This is a genomic window from Cerasicoccus maritimus (genome assembly GCA_031296935.1).
GTDB classification, from domain to species: domain Bacteria; phylum Verrucomicrobiota; class Verrucomicrobiia; order Opitutales; family Cerasicoccaceae; genus Cerasicoccus; species Cerasicoccus maritimus.
In genome coordinates this window covers 121,606-144,132 of record JAVDPD010000007.1, presented here as the reverse complement: position 1 = coordinate 144,132, position 22,527 = coordinate 121,606, and the positions used below count along the sequence as shown (strand labels likewise).

Sequence of the window (22,527 nt, the reverse complement as noted above, 5' to 3'; positions counted from 1 at the left end):
CCCTCACTGCACATGGTATTTAATGGCAGTCCCGGGACGGGTAAAACGACTGTGGCACGACTGGTGGGGAAAATTCTGCATGCCGCCGGTTACCTCAGTTCGGGCCACACGATTGAAGTGGATAAATCCGGTCTGGTTGGCGGCTACCTTGGGCAAACGCCCGGTATTGTCAAAGAACGCATTCAGGAGGCGCTCGGCGGTGTGTTATTCATTGATGAAGCTTACATGTTGGCCGGACGCGATGACGATCTGTACGCTCAGGAAGCCATCGCCTGCATCCTGACCGAAATGGAAAACCACCGTGATGATCTGGTCGTGATTGCCGCTGCCCCTGTCAGCACAACATGCTCCTCAGGCAAATAAATGGTCACTTGTTGACCGCTCTGACTTAAGCTCACGGAAATTGGGTTTGAGGCCGCAAACTTGATCGCCTCCAGCATTTTTTGCATGTTCGATCGCGGTGGAGCGATCCAAAGAACCGCGCCATACCACACCGCGAAAACAATCAGCAGTTCCGCGATCAGGCCGCCAAACCAAAAGCTAAACGAGCGGTCGGTTACTTTCACTCCCAACTGCAGCGCAACCATGGGTAGCAATATCGCCGTCACCACAGCGATGGCTCCTGTGGCGATCAGGGATCGGCGTTCATTCTGATCGGCCAATGACTTGAGTTCATCAATTAGCTCAGAAGAAGTTTCCAGTTGATGGGGACAGGATCGTGATGGCGACATCTGCATAACCCAGTCTATCGGAAATGGAAATTTGGCGCTAGGTAGCAAAACCCGTAAAAACATCACACTATGCGAGATATTTGACATTGAGCAGTTCGGTTACCATTAGCCGGGTAGTAGCGTACCCGCAATAAACACGAACTCGCCCTCAAAGGACTAATTCAGTGCGGATGCTGTGGCTGCGCCATGTCACCCAAACCCGGTGGCAAGCGAACCAAAACTGGGGAGCAGCGGCCTTATTACACCTGTCAAGACGTCATCCGCTACAAGAAGGCCAGCAAATGCGATATCCGCAATCTCCCTGGTAAAAAGTTCGATACCTTCATTGTGAATGCAATCGGGGAGCTTGGGCGTCATCCCGAAATCATTAAATCGACGATCAAGGGAACCGTCACCCGCCAGCGTAAAGCGCTAAAACCTCTAAAAAGTGAACTCGCTGAGACCAAGAAACACATCAAAGAAATTGATCGCCAACTCGCGAACTGCCTCAGTCTCGCTAAAAAGAAAGGCGCTGGCAGCTTCACCAGCCAACTCCTCAAGGAAGCCGATGAGTTATCGCAAGACCGCCAACAGGCTGAAGTCTCAGTCGAAAAACTCAAAAGCGAAATCGAACTGCGCGAACGGGCAACAACTGATGAAACCCTCATCGCTGAAGCGCTCTGCAACTTTGAAGAGCTATTTCAAGTCCTCCCATTCGAGGAACGTATCGAACTGATGGGCAAACTCATTCGCAAGATCACCATCCGCCGAATTGTTCCAGAAAAAGACGAATTGCCCAAGGACCACGATGCCTTCGAGACCCAAATACGAACCGACTGGTACCGCATCGAATTTGACTTCTTCATAACTTCCTTATTCAGAAGCAGTTCCAAATTCGTCGAAAAATCGAAAGATGGTTCGTATTTCGATGCAGGTGGCGGAGTGCGCGGTGTCGTAAGTCGAACTAACTTTGAGTTGAATTGTGTTGTCGGGTTGCCGGGCGCTCGCTGGCTCGGGGAGGCTTTCGCCGTCGAACCGTTCCAACTGCCCGCCGGATACCTTGATAAAATCATGGGGCCGGATACGGATTGCCAACCAAAAGGCGCTACTTATCAACACCCGATCCACCTTGCCCAAGGATGGACGCAGGAGCTTGCCAATACGCCGGGCTTCACGATTACGCAAATCGCTGAACGCGAGGGATTTTCACGCACTCATATTCGGGGCATTCTACGTTTGGTACGGCTTCCCACTGGCGTGCAGAAAGCTCTAAGCAGCCTCACCAATCCCACTGAAATCGCCTTTTACAGCGAGCGGCGGTTGCGGGGCCTCGTCTATCTTAGCGCCAAGGAGCAACGCGCTGGATTCGCCAAACTACAGCAGCGATGGGAGGCGCAAAGCAGAGGATAAGCACGCCATGAATCAAATAGAGCGGTGATATTGAGGCAATAAGCGGCTGAATGACCCGCAATTTCGGTTGCACAATTTGATTTAAGTATGAATCGAATAACCTAAGACATTGATAATCAGTAATATTTGGCCTAGATAAATACTGTGCTTGAATTAAAAATCTACCATCCGCTCGGCGAATTTGAAAAAAATTCCCGCCATACGGCGGATATTATTGGATTTCTCCAATCAAGAATGTAAGTAAAATAGCCATTGGTTTTTACTAGCAATTTACATTAGCAGGTATTGGTAGCATTACATACTTCATGGACCCAAACGCAAAAGACAGTCTGGCTCAACTCGACAATCTATTAGCCGCGAGTAGTCAGTCATGGTTATTCGGAGCCGGAATCAGTCTGGACGCAGGAATACCACTCATGTGGCCCCTTACCAATCGAGTTTTTGTCAGAGCGAAAGAGGACGGAGAGACAAGCGACATTAAAGTAATTGAATACATCCAAAGTCAGCTTTCCGAAAATTCGCATATTGAGCATATTTTGAGTCAACTCAGCGACCACCGAGCAATCGCTGGTCGTTCCAAAAATAAAAGCATCACATTTGATGGCATCACTCTTTCAGTTGATGAATTGGATGAACTTCATCAGCGACTTCTAACTTGGATTGCTGAAACAATTCGTTGGGGATACAAGCCTCAGAAAAATGATGGGACACCAGAGGAGATAGGAACCCTTCAAAACCGAATCGTAAAAATAGACGATCATTTGGAGTTTGTATCAGCGCTCTTTAATCGGAGCCAGGCAGGAGTGGCAGAACGCCGGAGAGCTGTTCGGCTCTTTACCACCAATTATGATACTCTGCTTGAAGATGCTCTTGCGCTTGGTGGTTTCTCATATTGGGACGGATTCTCCGGCGGAGCAGTCGCCTACCGGAGTCATCGATATGGAGATGAAGAACCGAATCTTCGTGAAAGGGCTCATGTGATTAAACTTCATGGATCGATTGACTGGCATTGGGGGGAGGATGACCAAGTTTGGCGAGTAAGGGATGGTGATTTATATCCGAAGAAGTTATCTCGGGTTCTTATTTACCCGCAATCAACCAAATATTTCGCGACCCAACAAGACCCCTTCGCAGCCCAATTCGATCTATTTAGGCGAGCACTAGGTGCTCCAGGTGAGAACGTTCTCGCAATATGCGGATATAGCTTTGGCGACGAACACATTAACCAAGAAATAGAACTGGCGCTTCAAAGGCCTAAGAACAAAACGACGATTCTTGCCTTCGCAGCAAACCTCAATCCTACCATTGAAAGGTGGAGGAGTCGGTCGTGGGGGAAGCGAGTGTATATTATTTCAAAAGATGGCTTATACGTTGGTCCAAGCGCCCCCCATGCGCCTCCAACTAATGGAGTCGAACGAGATTGGTGGAAGTTTGCCGGAGTCACTAAGATGCTAAACAGTGGGGCGGAAGCCTGTGTATTATGAACACATTTGACCTAATTTCTGACTTAAAGATTGGGCACATAGTCGAGGTGTCAGGAAATACTATCCGAGTTGAGTTATCCGGAGATGTCACGGAGCTCACCCGAACTTATGAAGGTAGGGTTTATCCGATCGGGCAAATTGGTAGCATCGTAAAAGTCCATTTTGGAAGGCGTCTGATATTTGGTTTCGTAACGCTCCTGAGAATGCGATCAGAGGAAATTCCTGAGATTGCTAAACCAATTCCGCCGGATGCAGATCAGCGGTTAATGGAAGTCGAATTGTTTGCCGAAGGCGTATGGAATGCAGCAGATAATAAGTTACGATTTGTTCGAGGCGTAACTACATACCCGCTCCCACGTCAGAGCGTGCATCTACTCACTCGCGAAGAAACGACTCAAATATATTCAGCAGCTGAGGGGCAACAAAATGACGGTGAATACAGCCCACTCTTTCCATTCGCCGATTATGTCGGCGCAGACAATGCTATTTGTCGTGCAAACATAGATAAAATGCTAGGTATGCACTGCGCGGTACTTGGTTCAACTGGTTCTGGAAAGTCTGGAGCCGTTGCCGCCTTGCTGCACAGCATGTTGGAGCACGTTCCAGAGCCTAAAACAGTTTGCCACCCAAGAATCGTGATTATAGATCCCCACGGAGAGTATGGTCACGCATTCAAAGAACGTGCGATCGTTTATCGTGCTTATGATCCGCTTGGAAACGAGGAAACTATCGGCTTTCCAATAAGCCTTCCTTACTGGCTCATGTCGGCAGATGAGTTCAGGTCTTTAGTGATCGGAAAAACCGAACAAGAAGCAACCTCTCAGAACAACATCATCTATAAAGCCATCACTTATGCCCGTATGGTTGCCGCCGGACTTGTTGATCCTTCTCCCACTGCACACGGTGGGGCAGCACCTAAGGATGGCCTAGACCATGATGCACCACGTCCCAAGGCAGGGGTAAAAATCGAAGAACTGATTGAGTTTGACCACGACAAGCCTCGTCCTTTTAGCCTCCAAGAGTTTTACAATCATGTTTTTTATTTGCAGGCGGCACGCGTGCAGAAGGACACACTTCAGAGTGTTGCAGCTTCCGAATTTGCGACTAAGTTCAAATCAATTTTGGATAAACTCTCAGTCTTGAGGCGTGATCCTAGGATTCGTTTCATGATGCAGGAATGGGATCAGCAGAGCCCATCCCTTGAACACATCATCGCCCAATTAGTCGGCCAGATTCAGGGAGATGGTGGCGTTGATCAAGACATTCGGATTCTGGACATTTCTGGCCTTCCGAACGAGGTCGCTGGTCCGCTTGCCGCCATGCTTGCCCGTTTATTATTTCAGTATAAAGTTCATCAAACTACGGAAGAAAGAAAACGCGATCCAGTTGTTCTTGTTTGCGAAGAAGCTCACCGATATGTTCCAGACAGAGGCGAAGCCGAGTACGCAGCAGCGCAAACTGCAATCCGAAGAATCGCTCGTGAGGGCCGGAAATACGGTATCGGATTGATGCTTGTTAGTCAGAGGCCTGCTGACGTTGAAAGCACAGTGATTTCACAATGTGGCACTTGGCTCGTTTTGAGATTAACCAATGCAGCAGACCAACAGCATGTATCTCGTTTTTTACCAGATGGTTTATCAGGTATGACGAAGGCTTTACCAAATCTCGCTCAACAAGAAGCGATTTTCGTAGGTGAAGGCGCTGCAATGCCAGCACGAGTTCGTATCCGCGACCTAAATGATGATCAGCTTCCGAAATCCGAGACAGCTAAGTTTGCAAAAGGATGGACCTTAGAACGCCTAAGCGAACCTGAAATCGCGACAATCGCCCAACGGATGGCAGGATAATAAGCGACACAGTTGAGTTTATTTCTATATGGCTACACCGAACTATAGTCTATTACAAATACAGCAATTAGCAACCGTTGAACGAAGTTTACACTTGCTACGTAGGGCTAAGTTTCACCTTGGTCTGTCAATATTACTCTTTAGATAAAGAAATCTTGGATGTTCAAACGCTAGAGGATTTACGTGAAAACAATGCAGCATGGGGATTGTTGAAGAAAACCAATGCAGCCTTTATTCTTTCGTTTTTAATTGAATCTTTCAAAACGCGCTCAAGGACAGAAATCGTATCTGATCAGCTCGTCGTTGAGCTAACGACATTTCAGGAATATCTAGTAGATCAGGGTTTTGATGCCTTAAAAGGCCCTACCGAGAGCATTTTATCCTCGTGGGCCTCCGAAGCAGAGCAGATTTTATGGCGTAGCCATGACAATGAAACAGATACCTACGTTTTCACCCTTCGAGCATCTACCGAAGAAGCCATTCAATTTGTCATCGGCTTACAGGAAGCACGGCGCCCAGTAGCCGCCGAAACCAGTCTGAAGCGCATTTTTGCGATTCTCGAAGAGGTGGTCTTAATGGGGCACGGCGATGTAGAAACTTACATATCCAGGCTAGAAGCTAGACGAGATGCCATACAGCGTGACATTGACCGAATATCGCAAGACGGTATTTTTGATAAAAATCCGCACACGATTCGTGAACATTTTCGTAATTTAACGGATGACATCAGAGCCCTTGGTAGTGATTTTCGAAAAGTAGAGGAAGACTTCCGAGAAGTTGCCAAAGACATCCAAAGCTCAAGTATAGGCAACACGACTAGTCGTGGAGATGTCCTTGAATATATGCTCGATCATGACGAGCACATTCGCAATTCAGATCAAGGACAGTCTTTCTTTGGCTTTCTGGCCCTCTTGAACTCCCCCGAGCAGTTAATGAAACTAGATTCTCTCCGGGAAAATCTAACGGAAATCCCGGAGCTGTCTTCCTTTGACATGTCCGAAATCATGTCTTTTGAGCGACGCCTTCTCCAAGAAGCTCAGCGCGTCAATAAGACTGTCCAGAGACTTAGCAGGCAACTGCGACGTGTCCTTGACGATAAAGCCAACGCTCAACGCCAGAAGCTACTCGCCCAGATTCAGTCTATTCTCTCTCACTTTATGGATGAGGACTTCGTTGTCCAGAATCCTGAAAAATTCGCCGTAGTGGATGACTTGCCGACATTCAGGATGATAGATGACTATAGACCTTTCCGTCCAACCGCTAAATTACAGAAGCAAGAAGCCAACGTATTTGAGCAAACAAAAGCGGAACAAGATGCTGCTGCTAAGTCGGTTGCAGCAATGGAGCGCATCGACTATGAAGCCCTTGTTACGAATATTCATCAGTGTTTCAAGATTCTAAAAAAGGACACTTTGACGCTTCCTGAAATCATCAAGCAAAAGCCTCTCAAGCACGGACTTATTGAGCTAGCCGTATATCTACAGATCGCTGACGACAATAAATGTCGTTTCATTCAGGGAGAAGAGGATTCCGTTGTGATTCCTGGAAGCGATGCCAATGCCATGCACTTAACGTTTCCGCGAGTTATAATAAATCTCTCTAATTTTAACCAGACCAATCCATGAACTGGCCACGATACGAGCCATATTTTCCGGTACTTATAAAGCTTCTACAAGACACCATCTATTCAGATGATGAGAAGAGTTGGAGCTTGATCCTTAGCTATCGCCAGGAAATCGAACAGTACTTCATCAAAATTGGTATGTTGCTAGTTGTGGTGGAGCACGATGAATTCGCATATCTAAGCAATATTCCGCGAGATGATGCACCTGACGGCTTCAGAGACCTGCCGAAGCTGACCAAAGCTCGCCGCCTTTCTTTCCCAGTCACGGCAATATGCATCCTTCTTAAGAAGCACTATGTACAGCATCAAGAGAACGTTGGATCGTTTGAGCCACCCACAATACTATTGCACGAACTGTTCGAAGAGTATCAAGCAATACCCCAAGTCGCTCGCAATGATGAATGGCGGGGGCGTCAACAGTTTGAAACTCAAATTAACAAACTAATATCAGAATTGCGCGTGATTCGTGACGCAAAAGCGGACGAAGGCATGTATAGAATACTGCCATCAATCAACAGCTTAGTAACTCCTGAATTTATCAGTCAATGGGAGCATCTGAAACTTGGAAAAGGTGCGAAAACGGCTGGAGACGAAATCGAATTGGATTAATGCATGGAACTTTTTGAAGATCATTCTCCACTCTCGGAATCGGGCATTCGTTTAGAGCGTCTGGAGATCCAAAACTGGGGCACTTTTGATAAGGATATTTTCGTTTTAGATTTCGCTGGGCAACCCGCATTACTCATCGGCAATAACGCTACCGGAAAGACAACTATTAGTGATGCGCTACTGACGCTCTTGGTTGAGAGCAACCGCAATTATAATGTATCTGCAAGCTCCTACGGGAAGCGCAAGGGACGCAACGAAAACTCATACATCAAAGGTGCCTTCAAGGAAGTCAGCCAAGAGGGGCAAATTCAGGCGTCACCCGAATATCTTCGCCCCCAAGAAGGTACTCTATCCACGCTACTAGCAGTTTTCAGGAACCACTCCAACGGCAAGTATTTTTCCATTGGGCAGATCATGTACATGAGTGGTGGTGATCGTAAACGTTGTTATTTTTATCGAGAAGAATCGTCATCCATCAAGGTTGATCTATCCAGTTTCAAAGAACTTCGCTCAATCAAAGCGGAACTCAAGCGGCGAGGTTTCACCGTGCCAGATGCCGTTCGCGCATATTTTGAAAAAATTCGCTCATGGTGCAACATGAGGTCCAAGGCCCTTGACGTCTTCAATCAAACTGTGGCCGTTAAAGAGATCGAAAATCTGAATTCTTTCATTCGACGTTACATGCTCGATGCAAAAGACTATGAAGCTCAGGTCCAGGAAATCACTCGCCACTATGTTGATCTTGAAAAGGCCTATAAGCAAATCCTCCGCAGCGAGGATCACTTAAAAAAACTTACGCCAATCGAGAACAAGGGCGACCAATACATTAAAGCCAGCGAACACAAACTTGAACTAGAAAGATGCGAGGTAGTCAGGAATTATTTCTTTAAGAACCGCCAAGAACTAATCTTCCAAGAAGCTGTAGAGGAAGCAAGATACGAAATCGTAGTAAAGGATGAGGAATATGCTGAGAAAGAAAAGGAAAAGGAAACCCTCGATAATCTAATTCTAAAGTTGAATCTGGAGAAGGAAACTAAGGGCTCAGCACTTAAGGCTCTTGAGGAAGACTTAAAGCAGCAAACTCGCTCTCTTACAGACTGCAAATCTAGACTGAGGGAATTTAACTCTGCGTTGGCAGCATTGGAGATTCCTGTTAAGCCAACAGACTACAACACATTCAAGGATACGATTAAGACTGTAAGAAAACTCCACAGCAAGGCACCCCATGAGTTCCAAGAGGCCCGCAATGATGCGTTAAAATGCAGAACTCGTCTCAACGCTATCCGAGAACAACGCGAAACCGAAATAGCAGAACTTCGAGAGCTGCAGGGATCAAAATCCAATATCCCATTGCCTCTAAAGGAACTACGCGAACTCATGTGCGAGGCTCTTGGTATAGCACTCAATCGACTTCCCTTTGCAGCAGAGCTAATTCAGGTCTCCAAGGAAGAGTCTGATTGGCAACTCGCGATTGAGCTAGTCCTCAATGGATTTGGCAAAACGCTTCTTATCCCGCCTGAATTGCATGGTAAAGTTGTTGAGTACGCTGAACGCAATAAACTGCGTAATAAGGCTGGAAGAGGGATGCTTCTTGAGTATGAAAAGGTAGATCCCAATGACAATCTGGGCTTTCGGAGCGACAAACAAAGCGGTCCAGATTCCCTAGCCCAAAAATTGTCCTATAACCTGCAACATGAATTTGGAGGATGGGTTCGCCGCGAAGTTCGGCAACGATTCCCAATCAAATGCATCAGGAATACCGATGCGTTTAAAGACTATCGTGGACGAGCCGTGACCATTCAAGGGCAGATACGCTATGACAATGGCAGAATCCGAAAGGACGACCGCGAGAATAGCCGTGATCCAAAGAATTTTGTACTTGGTTGGGACAATAAGCAAAAGCAGGACGAACTTGCACAATCAATCAACAATTTCAGCCAAGACATTAATCGCCTAGAGAAAGTCGAGGAAAACCTTAACATTCGAGAAACCTACTGGCGGGATGTCACGCATCATGGCAATACAGTGCTGAAAGTTACTCTCTGGTCAGAACTAGATGCCGCAGCTTTCGAACGCCGGATAGCAGAAATAGAGCTGGATATCGATAAGTTCAAGAAGGAGAACACAGATATTGCAGAACTCGATGATCGCATCTCGGAAGCCGTATGCAAACAACGAGAAATCTCTCAATATATGCGAGATTTAAACACTGCCAAATCCAAGTTTGAATCTCGCATGGAAGGATGGCGTAATAGCCTGCTTATTGCCAGAAATGCTAAAATGCGACTTTCTACTCCCAAACCGGATGAATTGAAAGAAGCAGAGAATAAATACAACAAATCATGCTTGTTGAAAATTGATACCATCCTCGATGATGACAATAAAACTCGTGAGATGCTGGAATCAGAAATAAGGGGTGCAGAGCAAAAACTAAATAAGCTTACGGAAGACATTGTCGCTGCAATGGCTAGCTTCTTAGAAGCATTCCGTGAGGATGGATTCTGGCAAAGGCTTGTTCCCCAGATTGGCTATCTCAAGGAATTCCGAAAAGAGTATCTAAGAATCAGTAGTGAGGGGCTTCCTCAACACAAGGAACGATTCCGCAAAATGGCTCGTGATCGCTTATATAATGAGCTGGGACAATTAAACCATGAACTTCGCAATGCTGATATTGAGATGAAAAGGCGGATTGATGAAATCAGTGACGCCTTGCGCGAAATCGAATATAACCAAGGCACATACACCCGCCTGCGCTACGTCAGGGCAAATTTCCATCAGCGTGACAAGCTTCGGGAATACCTCAACAAGTCACTCAGCAATAAATTGGGTGGAGAGCGCACCTACGAGGAAGCTGAGGCCTTCTTCACAACCATTAAGCCATTCATTGATGATCTATCAGCAGAAGATGGATGGGCTAAAACCGCTTGTGACGTCCGCAATTGGTATGACTTTGCGGCAGATGAACTAAGCATAGCAGATGGCTCTGAAATTCGAACATTCAGATCGACTGAAACTTCATCAGGCGGTGAGAAAGCCAAACTTGCATTCACGATTCTGGTAGCAGCGCTAACCTACCAATACAATCTCGATCCACAAAACCCGATTGAGTCACGTTTCCGTTTCGTGGTCATTGATGAAGCATTCGCCAAGGTTGATGATATCTATGCTCAATATGTCCTGGAACTCTTTGAAAGCTTTGGCTTTCAGACGATGGTAGTTGCACCCCTTGACCCCAAATCGCTCATTGTAGTTCCATATATGGACTATTACATAATGACGGTAAAAAGCACTGGAGAGGATAAGAAAGACCGCTCACGAATCTTAACAATGACCAAGGAGCTCATTGAGGAAAAAGTTCGCCTTGCTGAGAAGCCAGTAGCTGCACAGTGAATCCTCCCCCCATGCGATGATAACTTCAGAACAAATTTCTGCCAAGGCCGCGAGACAGGTAAAAAGATTTTTAATTGCTGAGCTTAGGGGTGAAGAATTTGTGCCTTGGCTTGTTCCATTCAAGACTCCCAAAGAGAGTGAAATGTCTTTCACTCAGATGGATGAATGGATTAGAGGTCTAGTTAGAAAATCCAAAGAACAAATTGGCTATGGCTACAGAATTGAATTCCAGTCACGCCGTACCTTTGTAAACAATCAGATTCCACAACGGATTATCTTTGACACTTCGAATGATGTGTATCGTAGCGCTGGTCGCCTGGACGAGGTAGATAAGGCCAGGGAATCGTTTGCCCTGCTCAGCCAATCCTACCCAGTACTAACAGAATGGTGTTTCCGAAATGTATCTCAACTCATTAGCTCATCGAGCGAGTTTCACAACATACTCAACATCGTAAAGGAATATCTCAACAATCCACGCCCAGACATCTATAGGCGCGAATTCGCCGCAGCACCACATTCCAAATATCTTGAGGAACACGAGAGGCTACTGTCTGAAATTTTTGAGCTTGTTGCGCCCCAACACGTTCTTGACGGCTCGATTGACTTCGACCTGAGGTATGGCTTCAGAAAGCAGCCATATACCTGCTGGGTACGTTTCCTCGACCCCAACTACATTCCAAATGGTATACCTGGTGATTGGATTGCGCTTCCCCTCCATACGCTGGCGAAGATGAACTTACCGTCCAAGCTGCTCATCAGTGAGAATAGAACTCCTTTGCTCTCGCTTCCACAATATAAGAACACACTAGGAGTCTGGGGAGGCGGTGGCGCAGCATCGCTATTGGCACAGCAAGATTGGGTAAATCAGCGAGAAGTTTTTTACTGGGGAGATCTCGATTGCCATGGTCTATGCATCTATGGAAGGTTTAAGGAGCATTCATCATCCACTCGTGGCGTGCTAATGGAGCGAACACTTTTGAATGAGTTTCATGAGTTAGTTGGCAAAGGGGTAGATTCATCTCCCATCCCATCTGATAGCCTGAACGCCGAAGAACTGGCTCTCCATTCCTACATTGCAAGCCACAACCTTAGACTTGAACAAGAGCGTATCCCACATCGCTATGTTCTTGGTGTATTGGAAGCCTTAGGATTCCGTGTGATTCGCTAGCTTTCAGTTCATATAACCTCAAAATGGATAGCGACAACTCATACCTGTTCAACTGCCTTTACCTTTATTCTAAATTTCCATATTAGCTAGCCTTACATTGATTGTCGCATACCCCGGCTTTGGCTCCGGCTGAGTGTGCGGCGGGGCGGCTGGATACGCTGTAGGGGCGAAGGCGACGGTTCGCGCAATTGTTTCAGCAATTGCCCTTTGGCAATATGCTCGGCGATCATGCGGGAGCGTTGAGCCAACTTAATGGATTCTTTCGCTAAAGCGTCGGACAGCTTGGCCTTCGCCGCCAAATCCAGCGCCAAGGCGCGCTCGCCGAGGCGCAGCAGATTTTCGCGCAGGGCTTCCTTGTCTGAAGTGTAAATCTTGATCTTTCGCCGCGCCCGCGAAATCGACACGTACCACTGATTGCGATTCGTCGCCGCGCGATTTTGCGAGTCCGAAAATAAAACCGTATCCACGGTTTTGCCCTGAGAGGCGTAAGAGGTTACGGCGTAACCGAGATTGGCTAGGCGCTGCGTTGGCGCCAATGTTTTGCGCTGGCCCCGATCATCGACGACGGCAATTTTGCCGTTCTTAGCTATACGGGAAACCGTCACCAGTTCGCCATTAACGATAGGTTTGCTATCAACGGACTTGCCGTTGAAATTCATTTGGAGGCGATCACCCGGCGCCAGTTCAAGCTCACGCTGGCGAGCGACAACGAAGTGCTTGGACTGCTTAAAGCTGACCGTCGTTACCTTGCCATTTTTGAGCAGGGACAAGCCTTGCTCACTGGCGCCCTCGACTTTCGCAAGTTCGCCTTTGCCGAATCGGCCGTACTTTTTGATGAAGTAAACATAGTCGCCTTGTTGGTAATAACGCGCATCGCGCTTTTGCGCATTATCCAGGTCGCGACTTTCGTAGAAAGCCAGCTTCGTATCCTTCCCCAACTGGCCCTCGTCCTTGAGCCGCTGACGCACCGCCGCATTGACGGCGTGAATTTCATCCCAAGTTTGGGCGACAATCAGCGTGGTTTCTCCGGCCTGACGCGCCTGCAAATAATCATCGGCTAAAGTCGCCTGTCGATTGGCCTCATCGACTTCCACTACGCTGTCAAGGGAGTCGAGTCGTTCAAACGACTCGACGACTTCACCCTTGGAAGCGGCTTTCACCGCTTCGCGGTATTCGCCGATGAAAACGCGCTCATTTTCGTCACGACCCTTGGCCGGGTCTTGCCGACGAATCGCGGTCAGTTCAGCGGGATGAAGATGCGCGTATTTCTCTATGGCCCGGAGCGCGTCCGAGGCTTCCACGGCGCCATGCTGGCGCGTGTCGCCCGACAAAATGATGCGCGTTTCACTCGCTTTCAGCGTCGTGAAAAGGTCCGACATTTGCTTGCCGCCAATCTGCCCGGCTTCGTCAATGACGACGACCGCGTTACCGGGCAGTTCGCTTTTCGCCAGAAACCGGGCGACGGTTTGCGCTTCAAATCCGTCGTTTTGCAGGTCAATGACCTGCTGGCGCTGCGGTGCCAAAACGACCACCGAATAACCCGCATCCTGTAATCCTCGATTCACTTCTTGGAGCGCGAAGGTTTTGCCGGTCCCGGCTCCGCCCCGGAAAAGCGTCACATAATCTTGGCTCCCAAGGATCCGCTCAACCGCGGATTTTTGTTCGTCGGTTATCGTCGCAATTGACGGCTGATAATTTTCGCAGAATGGCGCGTGCTGATTACGCCCTTTTTGGGCGGTGTCCACGATTGCGAGTTCGCGGTCGATTGCAACGTGGGTGGTAATGTTGTGATCGCGCTCATTTTTGAGGTAATTTCGGCGGGCGATTTCGGCGTCCAGATTTTGGAGGGTGAAATCCTCGCCCCGGCCCCGGATCAATGCCGCCGCTTTGAGCTGGTAATATTCCACCACGGACTTGCGCTCGAACACCCGTTCATCGGCCCAAGTGACAATGGCTTGTATATCCGGCGTGATTTTATCGACGGAATTGGGCGCGTTTTCTGGCGCCAATGACGCGATGTCGGCAGGCGTCATTTGGCCACTCCAATGAGCGTGCAAATTTGACGCCGACGATTCCTTGATTTTGCGGTCCCGTTTTTCGTGCGCAATTTGCGCCCGCAATTCCTTCAAATTCTTGGGCCGATTTCCCTTCGATAAATGCTCCCGCACGCCCGCATCAATTTGCTGGTGACGCTTCGAGAATCTTTCAATCAATTCGGGCGATATGCTTCTGATTTCAAAATCACGCGCATTGTTCTCGATCACGTAGCCCAATTGCTTGAGTCCCTTGGCAAGCTCGTGGTAATACAAGTTTTCGACAAATTTTTGCGCCTTTAGCATCTCGTAATTCTGCAATGCTTTCCACCGATTTTCGACCGGATCATAGGTCGCATTCATGACGATGCAATGCGTGTGCAAATGCGGATCAAGCGCCCGGCTCGTATCGTGACGGAAGGCCGCACCGATCACGTTGCCGGTTGTTCGGTCATCGGAGCGCCGATTTTTACGGACGCGGGTCATGGCGAATTTCTCCATTTCCTGCATCGCTGTTTGGACTGCTTTATTGTGAATGTGGACGATGCGCACGTCCTGATAGAGCCCGGCAATCGACACGCTTTTGGGCGGGCTTATCGTGAAGTCGTAGAAGATGCGGCGGTTGGCGACTTCCTTGCCGTCCTTGGTTCGCGTCGTATTTTTACGCGCAGTTAGGCGCTCGTTAGTGACGGGATTATTCCCTTCACATAAGGCCACAAATTGTTGCTCTTTTACGGCTCCTTGCAGTCCCAATTTTTCCGCTCCTTGCCCAAACCACTCGCCCTGTACCTCATTCTCTTGGGCGTAGTAGTCGCCTACCTGCAAGTGTTCACGGAAGTATTCCTTGGCATTCCGCAGGTTGTATTGTGGCTTGGGACTGAGCATGTTTTGACGCTACTTGGCGCGGTGTTATTTATGTTCTGAAACGCATTGGGGCGTTTCTTTAGGTGGGGGACGCCTTACCCCTTACGAGCTAAGGCTATATTATCGTAGGATTCGCCCGCTTAATAGGGAAGTTGTCCAATCGCGGATTCCCCAATTATTGCGCCAGTCACCGCCGAAGTTTCCGGTTCATAAATTGCGCTCAAATCGCTCAGAAAAATCGGGCGAAAATTGCGGCGCATTAGGCCGCGCCGGAAAAGAAACTGTTCCCGTTTTTTCCAATGGTGTCACACGGTTCAAGGTAGTGCTGCGCCTCCACCTTGAGCTCGCGTGAGCGCGAAGCGCGAACGGTTTCCAGTTCAAACCCTCATTGGTTTTGAGGGGCCGGAAGCCTTTCAAAATGAAAGGTATGAAATGAAAATCTACGAAGCTTCGATTAAGTATTCACTGGTCTCGGAATGCCAGAGCACACCACTCGACAGCCCGGCGATGATCTATCAATACATGCAGGGGGCATTCGATAATTATCTCATGCAGGAAAGCTTTTGGGTCATCTGTATGAACCGCAAAAATCAACCGACAAGCCGAACCATGATTGCACTCGGAACGATCAGCGGAGCGCTAGTCAGCCCGGCGGAAGTATTCCGGGTGGCGATTCTGACGAACGCCGCCAACATCGCAGTTGCACACAATCACCCCAGTGGCGATCCATACCCATCAAAGCAAGATATTAGCATGACTCGCAGTCTCGGAGAGTGCGCTAAATTGATGCAGATTCCCTTGCTCGACCACATCATTTGTGGTGATCCAAAATCCGATCCAAAAGGAATCGGATACTATTCATCCAATGAGAATGGGCTTTGCTGAAAAGCCACCTGCCCCGCCTGGTGAACTGCTAGGCGGGACGAGTTTCAGTCTGCAATAGTAGATTACCAACGTCGGAATCGACAACCAACATTCCGACTAGTTTATTGTCCAGCTTGAGTTATTCAACAAGGGCGTCGCAAACCACGCGTTCAATGCACCGGCGCAGGAGGCGGCTTTTCATCGATGGCACCACGCCATAGTGGTAGGCCCAGCCCATCAGGAACAGGTAACGGAAAGTATTCATCACAATGGCCAGGACACAGACCGCCACGAACATAAGGAGTTTTTTCCAGAACCGGTCCATGAACACGGCGACCAGAAAGGTACCCGCAGAGATGTAGGCCGTAAGCGATCGATTGCGAACAGTTCTTCGCCTTTTTCTTTGGAGCATTCTTTAGGTCTACGAATACATCGTCATGTGGTTCATGGTCACCTATGCGATCTACGTCGGAGGAGCCGGAGCCGCTATCATTGGCGGACTCTATTGGAAAAAGGGAACGACAGCGGCGCCTGGACCGCGATTCTCGCGGGCTGCTCGCTCTCGGGTGGCGGCATCTTCGCCTATAAATTCTGAGGTAACAGCGTCTTCTCTGAGACCCTCGATTTTATGATGATCAAAGCAGACGTCACCCCGTTCCCGGAATTTTCAATGAACAGCGTTCAGATTCGCTTTTTCTCAACGCAGTTGCCATCGCGCTCTACATCATTGATCGGCCCTCACTTTTCGTATCGGTTCAATTGAGACTTCGGCGGATTGTTTATGTTGGTTGGGTTATGGGTTGCTGGTGGATTCCTCGGTGGCTACTCGCACCGCCGGTGCGCACACAGGCAATCACCGTGGACAATGGGACCTGAGTTTGCTGGCAAAGTGCTCGATGCCTGGGCTTATGCCAAAGAGGTTCAGCTTGATTTTATCCGACCAGACATACCAACCGAAAACTACTACATAGAATCCTTTAATGGCAAGCTCCACAATGAGCTGTTGAACACTGAGACCTTCTTTTCCCTGTCCGAGGCCAGGGAAAAGCTTGAAGAATATCGCCTCGATTATAATACGTATAGACCACACAGTTCGCTGGGCTATCGGCATCCGGCCGAATACGCCCAGCAAGCTACATCCAAGGCAACAATAACCCAATCGAAGCGGAAAATCCTAGCACTGCCTCTAGTATGAAGATTGGGAGCAGGTCACTGCCCAACGACACTCCGCTTCAATAGGGCCGGTCACCGGACGTTTACAGTAGATCTTCCGTGAGTCTAAAGATATCCCACGCCGATAATGCACAGCCCACCAACAATGAACTCATCTACAACGGAATCAATTAGACGTGATTAAGCTAACCAGATTACTAATAGGCACTTACAACCATACGCCCAATTCAACTGGCATCGGACTTTGCATCGCAGAGTTTGACTCAAGGACCGGCGACTTACAATGCGCATTCGCAAACTCCAACCTGATAAATCCATCGTATAGTGCAGTTGGCTCCGATGGCATTATTTATACTGTATCGGAGGTAATCGACGGCCCTGGCACAGTGACAGCATTCATAGATAAAGACCAGACCTTGACGCCCGTGTGGACCGCAAATTCCAATGGCCGAGCCACATGCCATCTGGCAACTCACCCTTCGAGAGATTTGATCGGCATAACCAACTACCTTGAGGGCACAGCCATGTTACTATGTGCTTCCAATGGCAAAGAAATCGCAACCTACCGCTACTCTGGCAAAGGTCCGAATTTAAAGCGCCAACAATCACCTCATCCACATCAGGTCTTATTTTCACCATCTGGAAAATGGATGCTCATAAACGATCTTGGTTGCGATAAAATCTGGATTCATGACTGCAATAAACCAGAAAATCTGGCACCTTACAGTGCGATTGAATTACCCGCTGGAGCCGGACCGCGACATTCTCTTTTCTCCGAGGATGGCAAAGACATATACTGCATAGCAGAGCTGGACGGCCGACTCTACCATGGGAGGTGGGATGAAGAGTATGCAAGCTGCCATTGGGCGAGTGCCCAATCTGTTTTACCACCCGAAACCAAGCAAGCTCCCCATTGCAGCGCAATTCGTATGCACCCGAAATTACCGCTAATCTATGCAGTAGATCGAGCAACGGAAACGCTATCCATCTTTAGCAAAAACCCAAGCGGTGAGATACAGCGACAATCTTACTACTCTACCGGTGGAGCCGGTCCACGCGATTTAATGATTCACCCAAGTGGCGATTGGCTACTCGTTGCTTGCCAGACATCCAATGCGATTGTTGCGCATGAGCTATCCCCCGAAACAGGCCTCCCTACCTCGAAGATCAAAGTTAACCAATTCGGGAGTCCCGTCAGTTTACTGGTTATAGATTAGTGGCGACACCGGCACGCCTGCCGGACGGCTCATGCTCAATATGCTTCTAGGCTTCGGGCAATATGAGCGGGAGTTGACCGCCGAGCGTATCTCGGACAAACTGGCCGAACGCGCCAAGCGCGGCAAATGGGCCGGGGGAACCATCCCCCTCGGCTACGACTACGACCCGCAAACCAAGAAGCTAAGCGCAAATCAAGACGAGGCCGCGCTGGTTAAGCGAATCTACACGCTAGCCGCCGAATGGGGCGACGCCACCATGATTGCCCAGCAGATCAACGACGAGGGAGCCCGCACCCGCCAACGTGTTTATCAGTCTCGGGGCGGCGAAAAGCAAGTTGGCGGCAAGCGTTTCCGCTCCGATAAGATTAAGCAACTGGTCGCCAATCCGCTCTACAAGGGCGTGGTTCGCCACCGCGATCAGGAATACCCCGGCGAACATGCGGGCATCGTTTCGCCCAAGCTTTGGGAAAAGGCCAATGAGTCATTGAACAAGCGCGAACTCAAACCGGCGCCCGCCGTTCGGCAGAGTGACAAGCATCAAGCCGCGCTCAAGGGCCTTGCCCACTGCGGGCATTGTGGCAATGCGCTAATTCCGCATCCCAGCGGCAAAAAGGACGCCAACGGCAAGCAATACCTTTATTACAAGTGTGGTTGCGTCAACCGGGACGGACGGCACGCCGATTGTCCACTACGTAGCGTACCAGCCCGCCCGCTGGAAAAGATTGTCGTCGAACTGATTGGCGAATTGGGTCAGAATCCCGCGATCATCAAGAAGGCGATTGCCGCATCCAACAGCCAGAAACAGAAGTCTTTGCGCCCGCTCAAGAAGAAGCTCGCCGAGCTCAACAAGCGTCACGGCGAAATCAGCGCCCAGCTACGCCACTACCTTGAACTTGCGGGAAAAGGCGACCGTCATTTCAGCTTCGAGATTCGCGCCGAGGCTGAAAAGCTCGCCGCCGACAAACACGCCGTCGAAATCGAGCGCGATAAGGTCAGGATCGACATTGATTACAAGGAGCGCGTCGTGACCGATCACGAGGTCATTGCAGCGCGTCTAAGCCACTTTAAAGACACTTTTGACGCATTACCCTATGAGGACCAGAAGGAAGCCCTGCGGCTCATCCTGAAGGGCATTTGCATCAAAAAGTTCGACCCCGAAAATGACCGCCTACCCAGCGGAAAACCATGCACCACGCTCAAAATACGAACTTCTCTCTATTTGGTCCAACTGGAATTTATCGCAAGTGACCTAATGCCAACATTTTCCAGAAGTGGGAGTGAGAGTTCGAGTTTCAGCCCTAGTGGCGGAGAAGGAGGGATTCGAACCCCCGGACACGTTGCCGCGCCAACTGACAGAGCGTCAGGGTGTTACGATATTAAAGTCCCCATCAATTGAAAATTGGAAGACTTCAAAAAATGCAACGAGATCTTCAAAGCTTCCAGAAACCTCAATTAAACCATCTTCAAAGATTTCAACTATCGTGGCGACCCCATTACGAATGTCTTCAATCGTATCACGATTGATTGTAAGTGTTGCGTCAGCGTCCTCAAATAACACTCCCTCCGTGTATGAAATGGCGGAATTTGAGAGTTCCACGGCAAAATCATCTTCAACATCAGATTGTATCATTATCATATTAATCTTATAGCTTTTACCATCAGCTTTTTCAGCGCTAACAAACGTAGCCATCATATCCAGATACTGATCATTTTCCATTGCAGTGAAAAGGATGCTATTGTCAGTGTCAGGATAGGATACCTCGTTCCCACGCAATTCGTATGCTCCAGTAAGATACTCATTCCGCCAAGGAGCAGACTCAGATTGATAGCCGAGCTGTTCCAGAGTATCTGCTTGAAGGTTCGTAGCTTCGACGTTGTCCGGGTCAGCAAAGATTAAGTGGTTAAGGACTTCAGCGGCCCATCGATAATCTCCACTCGCATAAGCCTTACGAGCTATTTGAAGCGTGCTCTCCGTTCCCCCAAAGGCCTCAACATACAAAGGACCAGCAACTTCAGGCTCGTGGGGGTTCAAATTTGCTGGATTGGAATCGTAAAAGCCAAGATACCTCTGATAAACCGCTCTGACATTATGGCTCACCGTGCCATAATAGCCACGATCCGCAAATATCTCACTTAATCCCGAGGGCAACTCAACCAACTCGCTTATTTCCGTCATGGTGTAACCCTGATTCATCCAAAAAAGCGTCTGATCGTGAAGAAACCTCATTAAATCACGTTGTTGAGTCAGGTGCTCTATGATGGCTTCACTACCAAAAAAAGGCCAGTTGTGAACGTTGAACAAGTAGTCAGATTCATCACCGTATGTTTGTAAAGCGGTGTTCAAATATTTTGACCATTCCAATGCATCACGAACCTTAGCTCCTCTCAGAGAATATACGTTATGCATGGTTCGAGTTGCCAACTCAGCCATGCAGAGCGCACGGAAATCTGGTAAGTAAAAATACATCTCGGTAGGCGCCTCGGCATCTGGCGTGTAAACGAATTCAAAATCGACTCCATCAAGCGTCATCGTTGTATCTTCAGAAATGGTAATTGTTGGATCATATAACGAGATCGTTGCGCCATCAACAAAAGCAACCCCTTTCCCGAGACCGGCGTCGACCCTCCCAGTTGCTGACACTGGTAAATTAATGCCGTACATATAAGTTCCACGCCTGCGCAGAGCCGATACCATTACATTTTCTGTAATTGCGTCATCGATAAAATCAACTGGAGCTACAATTTCTACTTCTCCGTTGTCATATTGTTCCTCCGTTACAACGCCAGCCACCCCACCAAAATGGTCGATATGAGAGTGCGTATGAATGACAACTGTAACGGGCACTCCAGGGAACTCTGTATTTACCAGATCCAGAGCCGCTGCTGCCGTTTGAACAGAAGATAACGGGTCAACGACAATCCATCCAGTATCTCCACGGATAAAGCTAACGACCGCTAAATCATATCCCCTTACTTGGTATATTCCGTCAGTAACTTCGTATAGGCCATACTCGTAGTTGAGCTTGGCTTGACGCCATAAACTCGGATTGACCGTCAGAGGTGCAGTTTCTTCCTGAAGGAACTCAAAATCTCCCAAATCCCAAATAACATCACCGTCATCACTTGTTATTACCAGATCGTCTATTCGCGATATAAAGCCAAGCTGAGCATCAGTGTAGTCGTCGGTTTGCTCACCAAATGGCAATGAATCCAATACCTGCTGATAAGCGCCGACAGTATATGGGCTTGCTCCTTTTGACTCACGCAACACTGAAGAATCCACATCGAGAATTCTAAAGAATACTGGCAGAGAATCGTAAGGCGCATCGAAACTGGTATACGATTGAGGCAAAGCAATTAAATCAGACCAGAGGCTGAGGTCACTACTCTGTTGCAACAGATAGGGAGTGCCGTGATCATCCCACTCAAGTAAAAGTTCGCTTTCAGATACCTCAACAATGGATACTTGTGCATGCAGGCATTGTAGAAGAACAAAGAAGTAGATATGTATCAGTTTTTTCATACAAATTATTAACTGTTGCGGGAGTATGTTAACAATAGCAAACAACCATTCCAGCATACCCCTTAAATTCCTCAAAATCTTTCGCGCACACTATAATAATACTTGAATAGTTAATACTTCATTAACAAACCATAATAATTCCAATACAATTCCAATGAACAAAAAGTGACTATCTATAAATGGTGCCAAGATTTGGTCCCCAATCGTAGATTTTAAACATCCCTCCCCTGCCCACTTCCAAACAACACCACAGTTGTTGCGCAAAAGCCTACACGGTTATTGCGCAGTTTCCTACTAAGAGGGCGTCTAAAAACTCAAGTGGTCTTCGTCGGAGAGCGCCTCCGAGGCCAAAATATCATTTCTTCATCTCGACGAAACTTGTTTCGCCTCGATTCAGAAGCCGAAATTTTGCCTCTCGAATACATCTCGCCGACTCGATCAGACTTTTTAGACGCCCTCTAAGACTTTTTCAAGTTTCCTACTCTATTGTTTCGCAAACAACCGCCCGTGTGTTGCCCCAACAACCGAGCGGTTATCGAGGCGGTACAGCATCGGTTGTTGAGGCATGATAGCATCGGTTCTTTCGGAGTTTCCTACTAAGGCTTTTTCGA

The 22,527-nt window shown here is 48.3% G+C and carries 15 protein-coding genes; 12 read left to right on the top strand and 3 right to left on the bottom strand.

Translation table 11 applies throughout. The features are described 5' to 3' along the window. Positions 1 to 12: 12 nt before the first annotated feature. From RBB62_RS06940 to RBB62_RS06905, 8 genes are all read left to right on the top strand, one after another. On the top strand, positions 13 to 363 hold the full coding sequence (locus RBB62_RS06940; protein WP_309398006.1) for an AAA family ATPase: 351 nt from the start codon (positions 13 to 15) through the stop codon (positions 361 to 363). Between the two features lie 527 nt (positions 364 to 890). Further along, a complete protein-coding gene (locus RBB62_RS06935) occupies positions 891 to 2,120 on the top strand; it encodes a recombinase zinc beta ribbon domain-containing protein (RefSeq protein ID WP_309398012.1) in 1,230 nt (409 codons plus the stop codon). 305 nt (positions 2,121 to 2,425) lie between these two features. After that, entirely contained in the window at positions 2,426 to 3,604 is a 1,179-nt protein-coding gene (locus RBB62_RS06930) for an SIR2 family protein (protein WP_309398005.1), read from the top strand. After that, positions 3,601 to 5,451, top strand: a complete 1,851-nt coding sequence (locus RBB62_RS06925) for an ATP-binding protein (RefSeq protein WP_309398004.1) — start codon at positions 3,601 to 3,603, stop codon at positions 5,449 to 5,451. The genes RBB62_RS06930 and RBB62_RS06925 overlap by 4 nt, the downstream gene beginning before the upstream one ends. 77 nt (positions 5,452 to 5,528) lie before the next feature. After that, on the top strand, positions 5,529 to 7,076 hold the full coding sequence (locus tag RBB62_RS06920; RefSeq protein WP_309398003.1) for a DUF3375 family protein: 1,548 nt from the start codon (positions 5,529 to 5,531) through the stop codon (positions 7,074 to 7,076). Beyond that, on the top strand, positions 7,073 to 7,684 hold the full coding sequence (locus RBB62_RS06915; protein WP_309398002.1) for a DUF4194 domain-containing protein: 612 nt from the start codon (positions 7,073 to 7,075) through the stop codon (positions 7,682 to 7,684). The genes RBB62_RS06920 and RBB62_RS06915 overlap by 4 nt, the downstream gene beginning before the upstream one ends. Positions 7,685 to 7,687: 3 nt before the next feature. Beyond that, a complete protein-coding gene (locus RBB62_RS06910; protein WP_309398001.1) occupies positions 7,688 to 11,074 on the top strand; it encodes an ATP-binding protein in 3,387 nt (1,128 codons plus the stop codon). Positions 11,075 to 11,090: 16 nt separating this feature from the next. Then, positions 11,091 to 12,242 carry a Wadjet anti-phage system protein JetD domain-containing protein gene (locus RBB62_RS06905; protein WP_309398000.1) on the top strand — a complete coding sequence of 384 codons (1,152 nt, stop codon included), beginning with the start codon at positions 11,091 to 11,093 and terminating at the stop codon, positions 12,240 to 12,242. A 92-nt stretch (positions 12,243 to 12,334) separates the two neighbouring features. Here the strand turns inward: RBB62_RS06905 and mobF are convergent, their stop codons facing one another. Further along, the gene (gene mobF, locus RBB62_RS06900) at positions 12,335 to 15,160 is read right to left on the bottom strand and encodes a MobF family relaxase (RefSeq protein WP_309397999.1); all 2,826 of its coding nucleotides are present in this window, start codon (positions 15,158 to 15,160) and stop codon (positions 12,335 to 12,337) included. Positions 15,161 to 15,487: 327 nt separating this feature from the next. Here mobF and RBB62_RS06895 point away from each other — a divergent pair, with 327 nt between their 5' ends. Beyond that, positions 15,488 to 16,024, top strand: a complete 537-nt coding sequence (locus RBB62_RS06895) for a JAB domain-containing protein (RefSeq protein WP_309397998.1) — start codon at positions 15,488 to 15,490, stop codon at positions 16,022 to 16,024. Between the two features lie 118 nt (positions 16,025 to 16,142). Here the strand turns inward: RBB62_RS06895 and RBB62_RS06890 are convergent, their stop codons facing one another. Continuing rightward, the gene (locus RBB62_RS06890) at positions 16,143 to 16,415 is read right to left on the bottom strand and encodes an archaeosortase/exosortase family protein (protein ID WP_309397997.1); all 273 of its coding nucleotides are present in this window, start codon (positions 16,413 to 16,415) and stop codon (positions 16,143 to 16,145) included. Between the two features lie 453 nt (positions 16,416 to 16,868). Here RBB62_RS06890 and RBB62_RS06885 point away from each other — a divergent pair, with 453 nt between their 5' ends. From RBB62_RS06885 to RBB62_RS06875, 3 genes are all read left to right on the top strand, one after another. Next, positions 16,869 to 17,198, top strand: a complete 330-nt coding sequence (locus RBB62_RS06885; RefSeq protein WP_309397996.1) for an integrase core domain-containing protein — start codon at positions 16,869 to 16,871, stop codon at positions 17,196 to 17,198. 154 nt (positions 17,199 to 17,352) lie between these two features. Next, a complete protein-coding gene (locus RBB62_RS06880) occupies positions 17,353 to 18,393 on the top strand; it encodes a lactonase family protein (RefSeq protein WP_309397995.1) in 1,041 nt (346 codons plus the stop codon). Next, positions 18,389 to 19,789 carry a recombinase family protein gene (locus RBB62_RS06875; protein WP_309398011.1) on the top strand — a complete coding sequence of 467 codons (1,401 nt, stop codon included), beginning with the start codon at positions 18,389 to 18,391 and terminating at the stop codon, positions 19,787 to 19,789. Before RBB62_RS06880 ends, RBB62_RS06875 begins: the two co-directional genes overlap by 5 nt. Here the strand turns inward: RBB62_RS06875 and RBB62_RS06870 are convergent. Next, a complete protein-coding gene (locus tag RBB62_RS06870) occupies positions 19,754 to 21,916 on the bottom strand; it encodes an alkyl/aryl-sulfatase (RefSeq protein ID WP_309397994.1) in 2,163 nt (720 codons plus the stop codon). The genes RBB62_RS06875 and RBB62_RS06870 overlap by 36 nt on opposite strands. Positions 21,917 to 22,527: the final 611 nt, after the last annotated feature.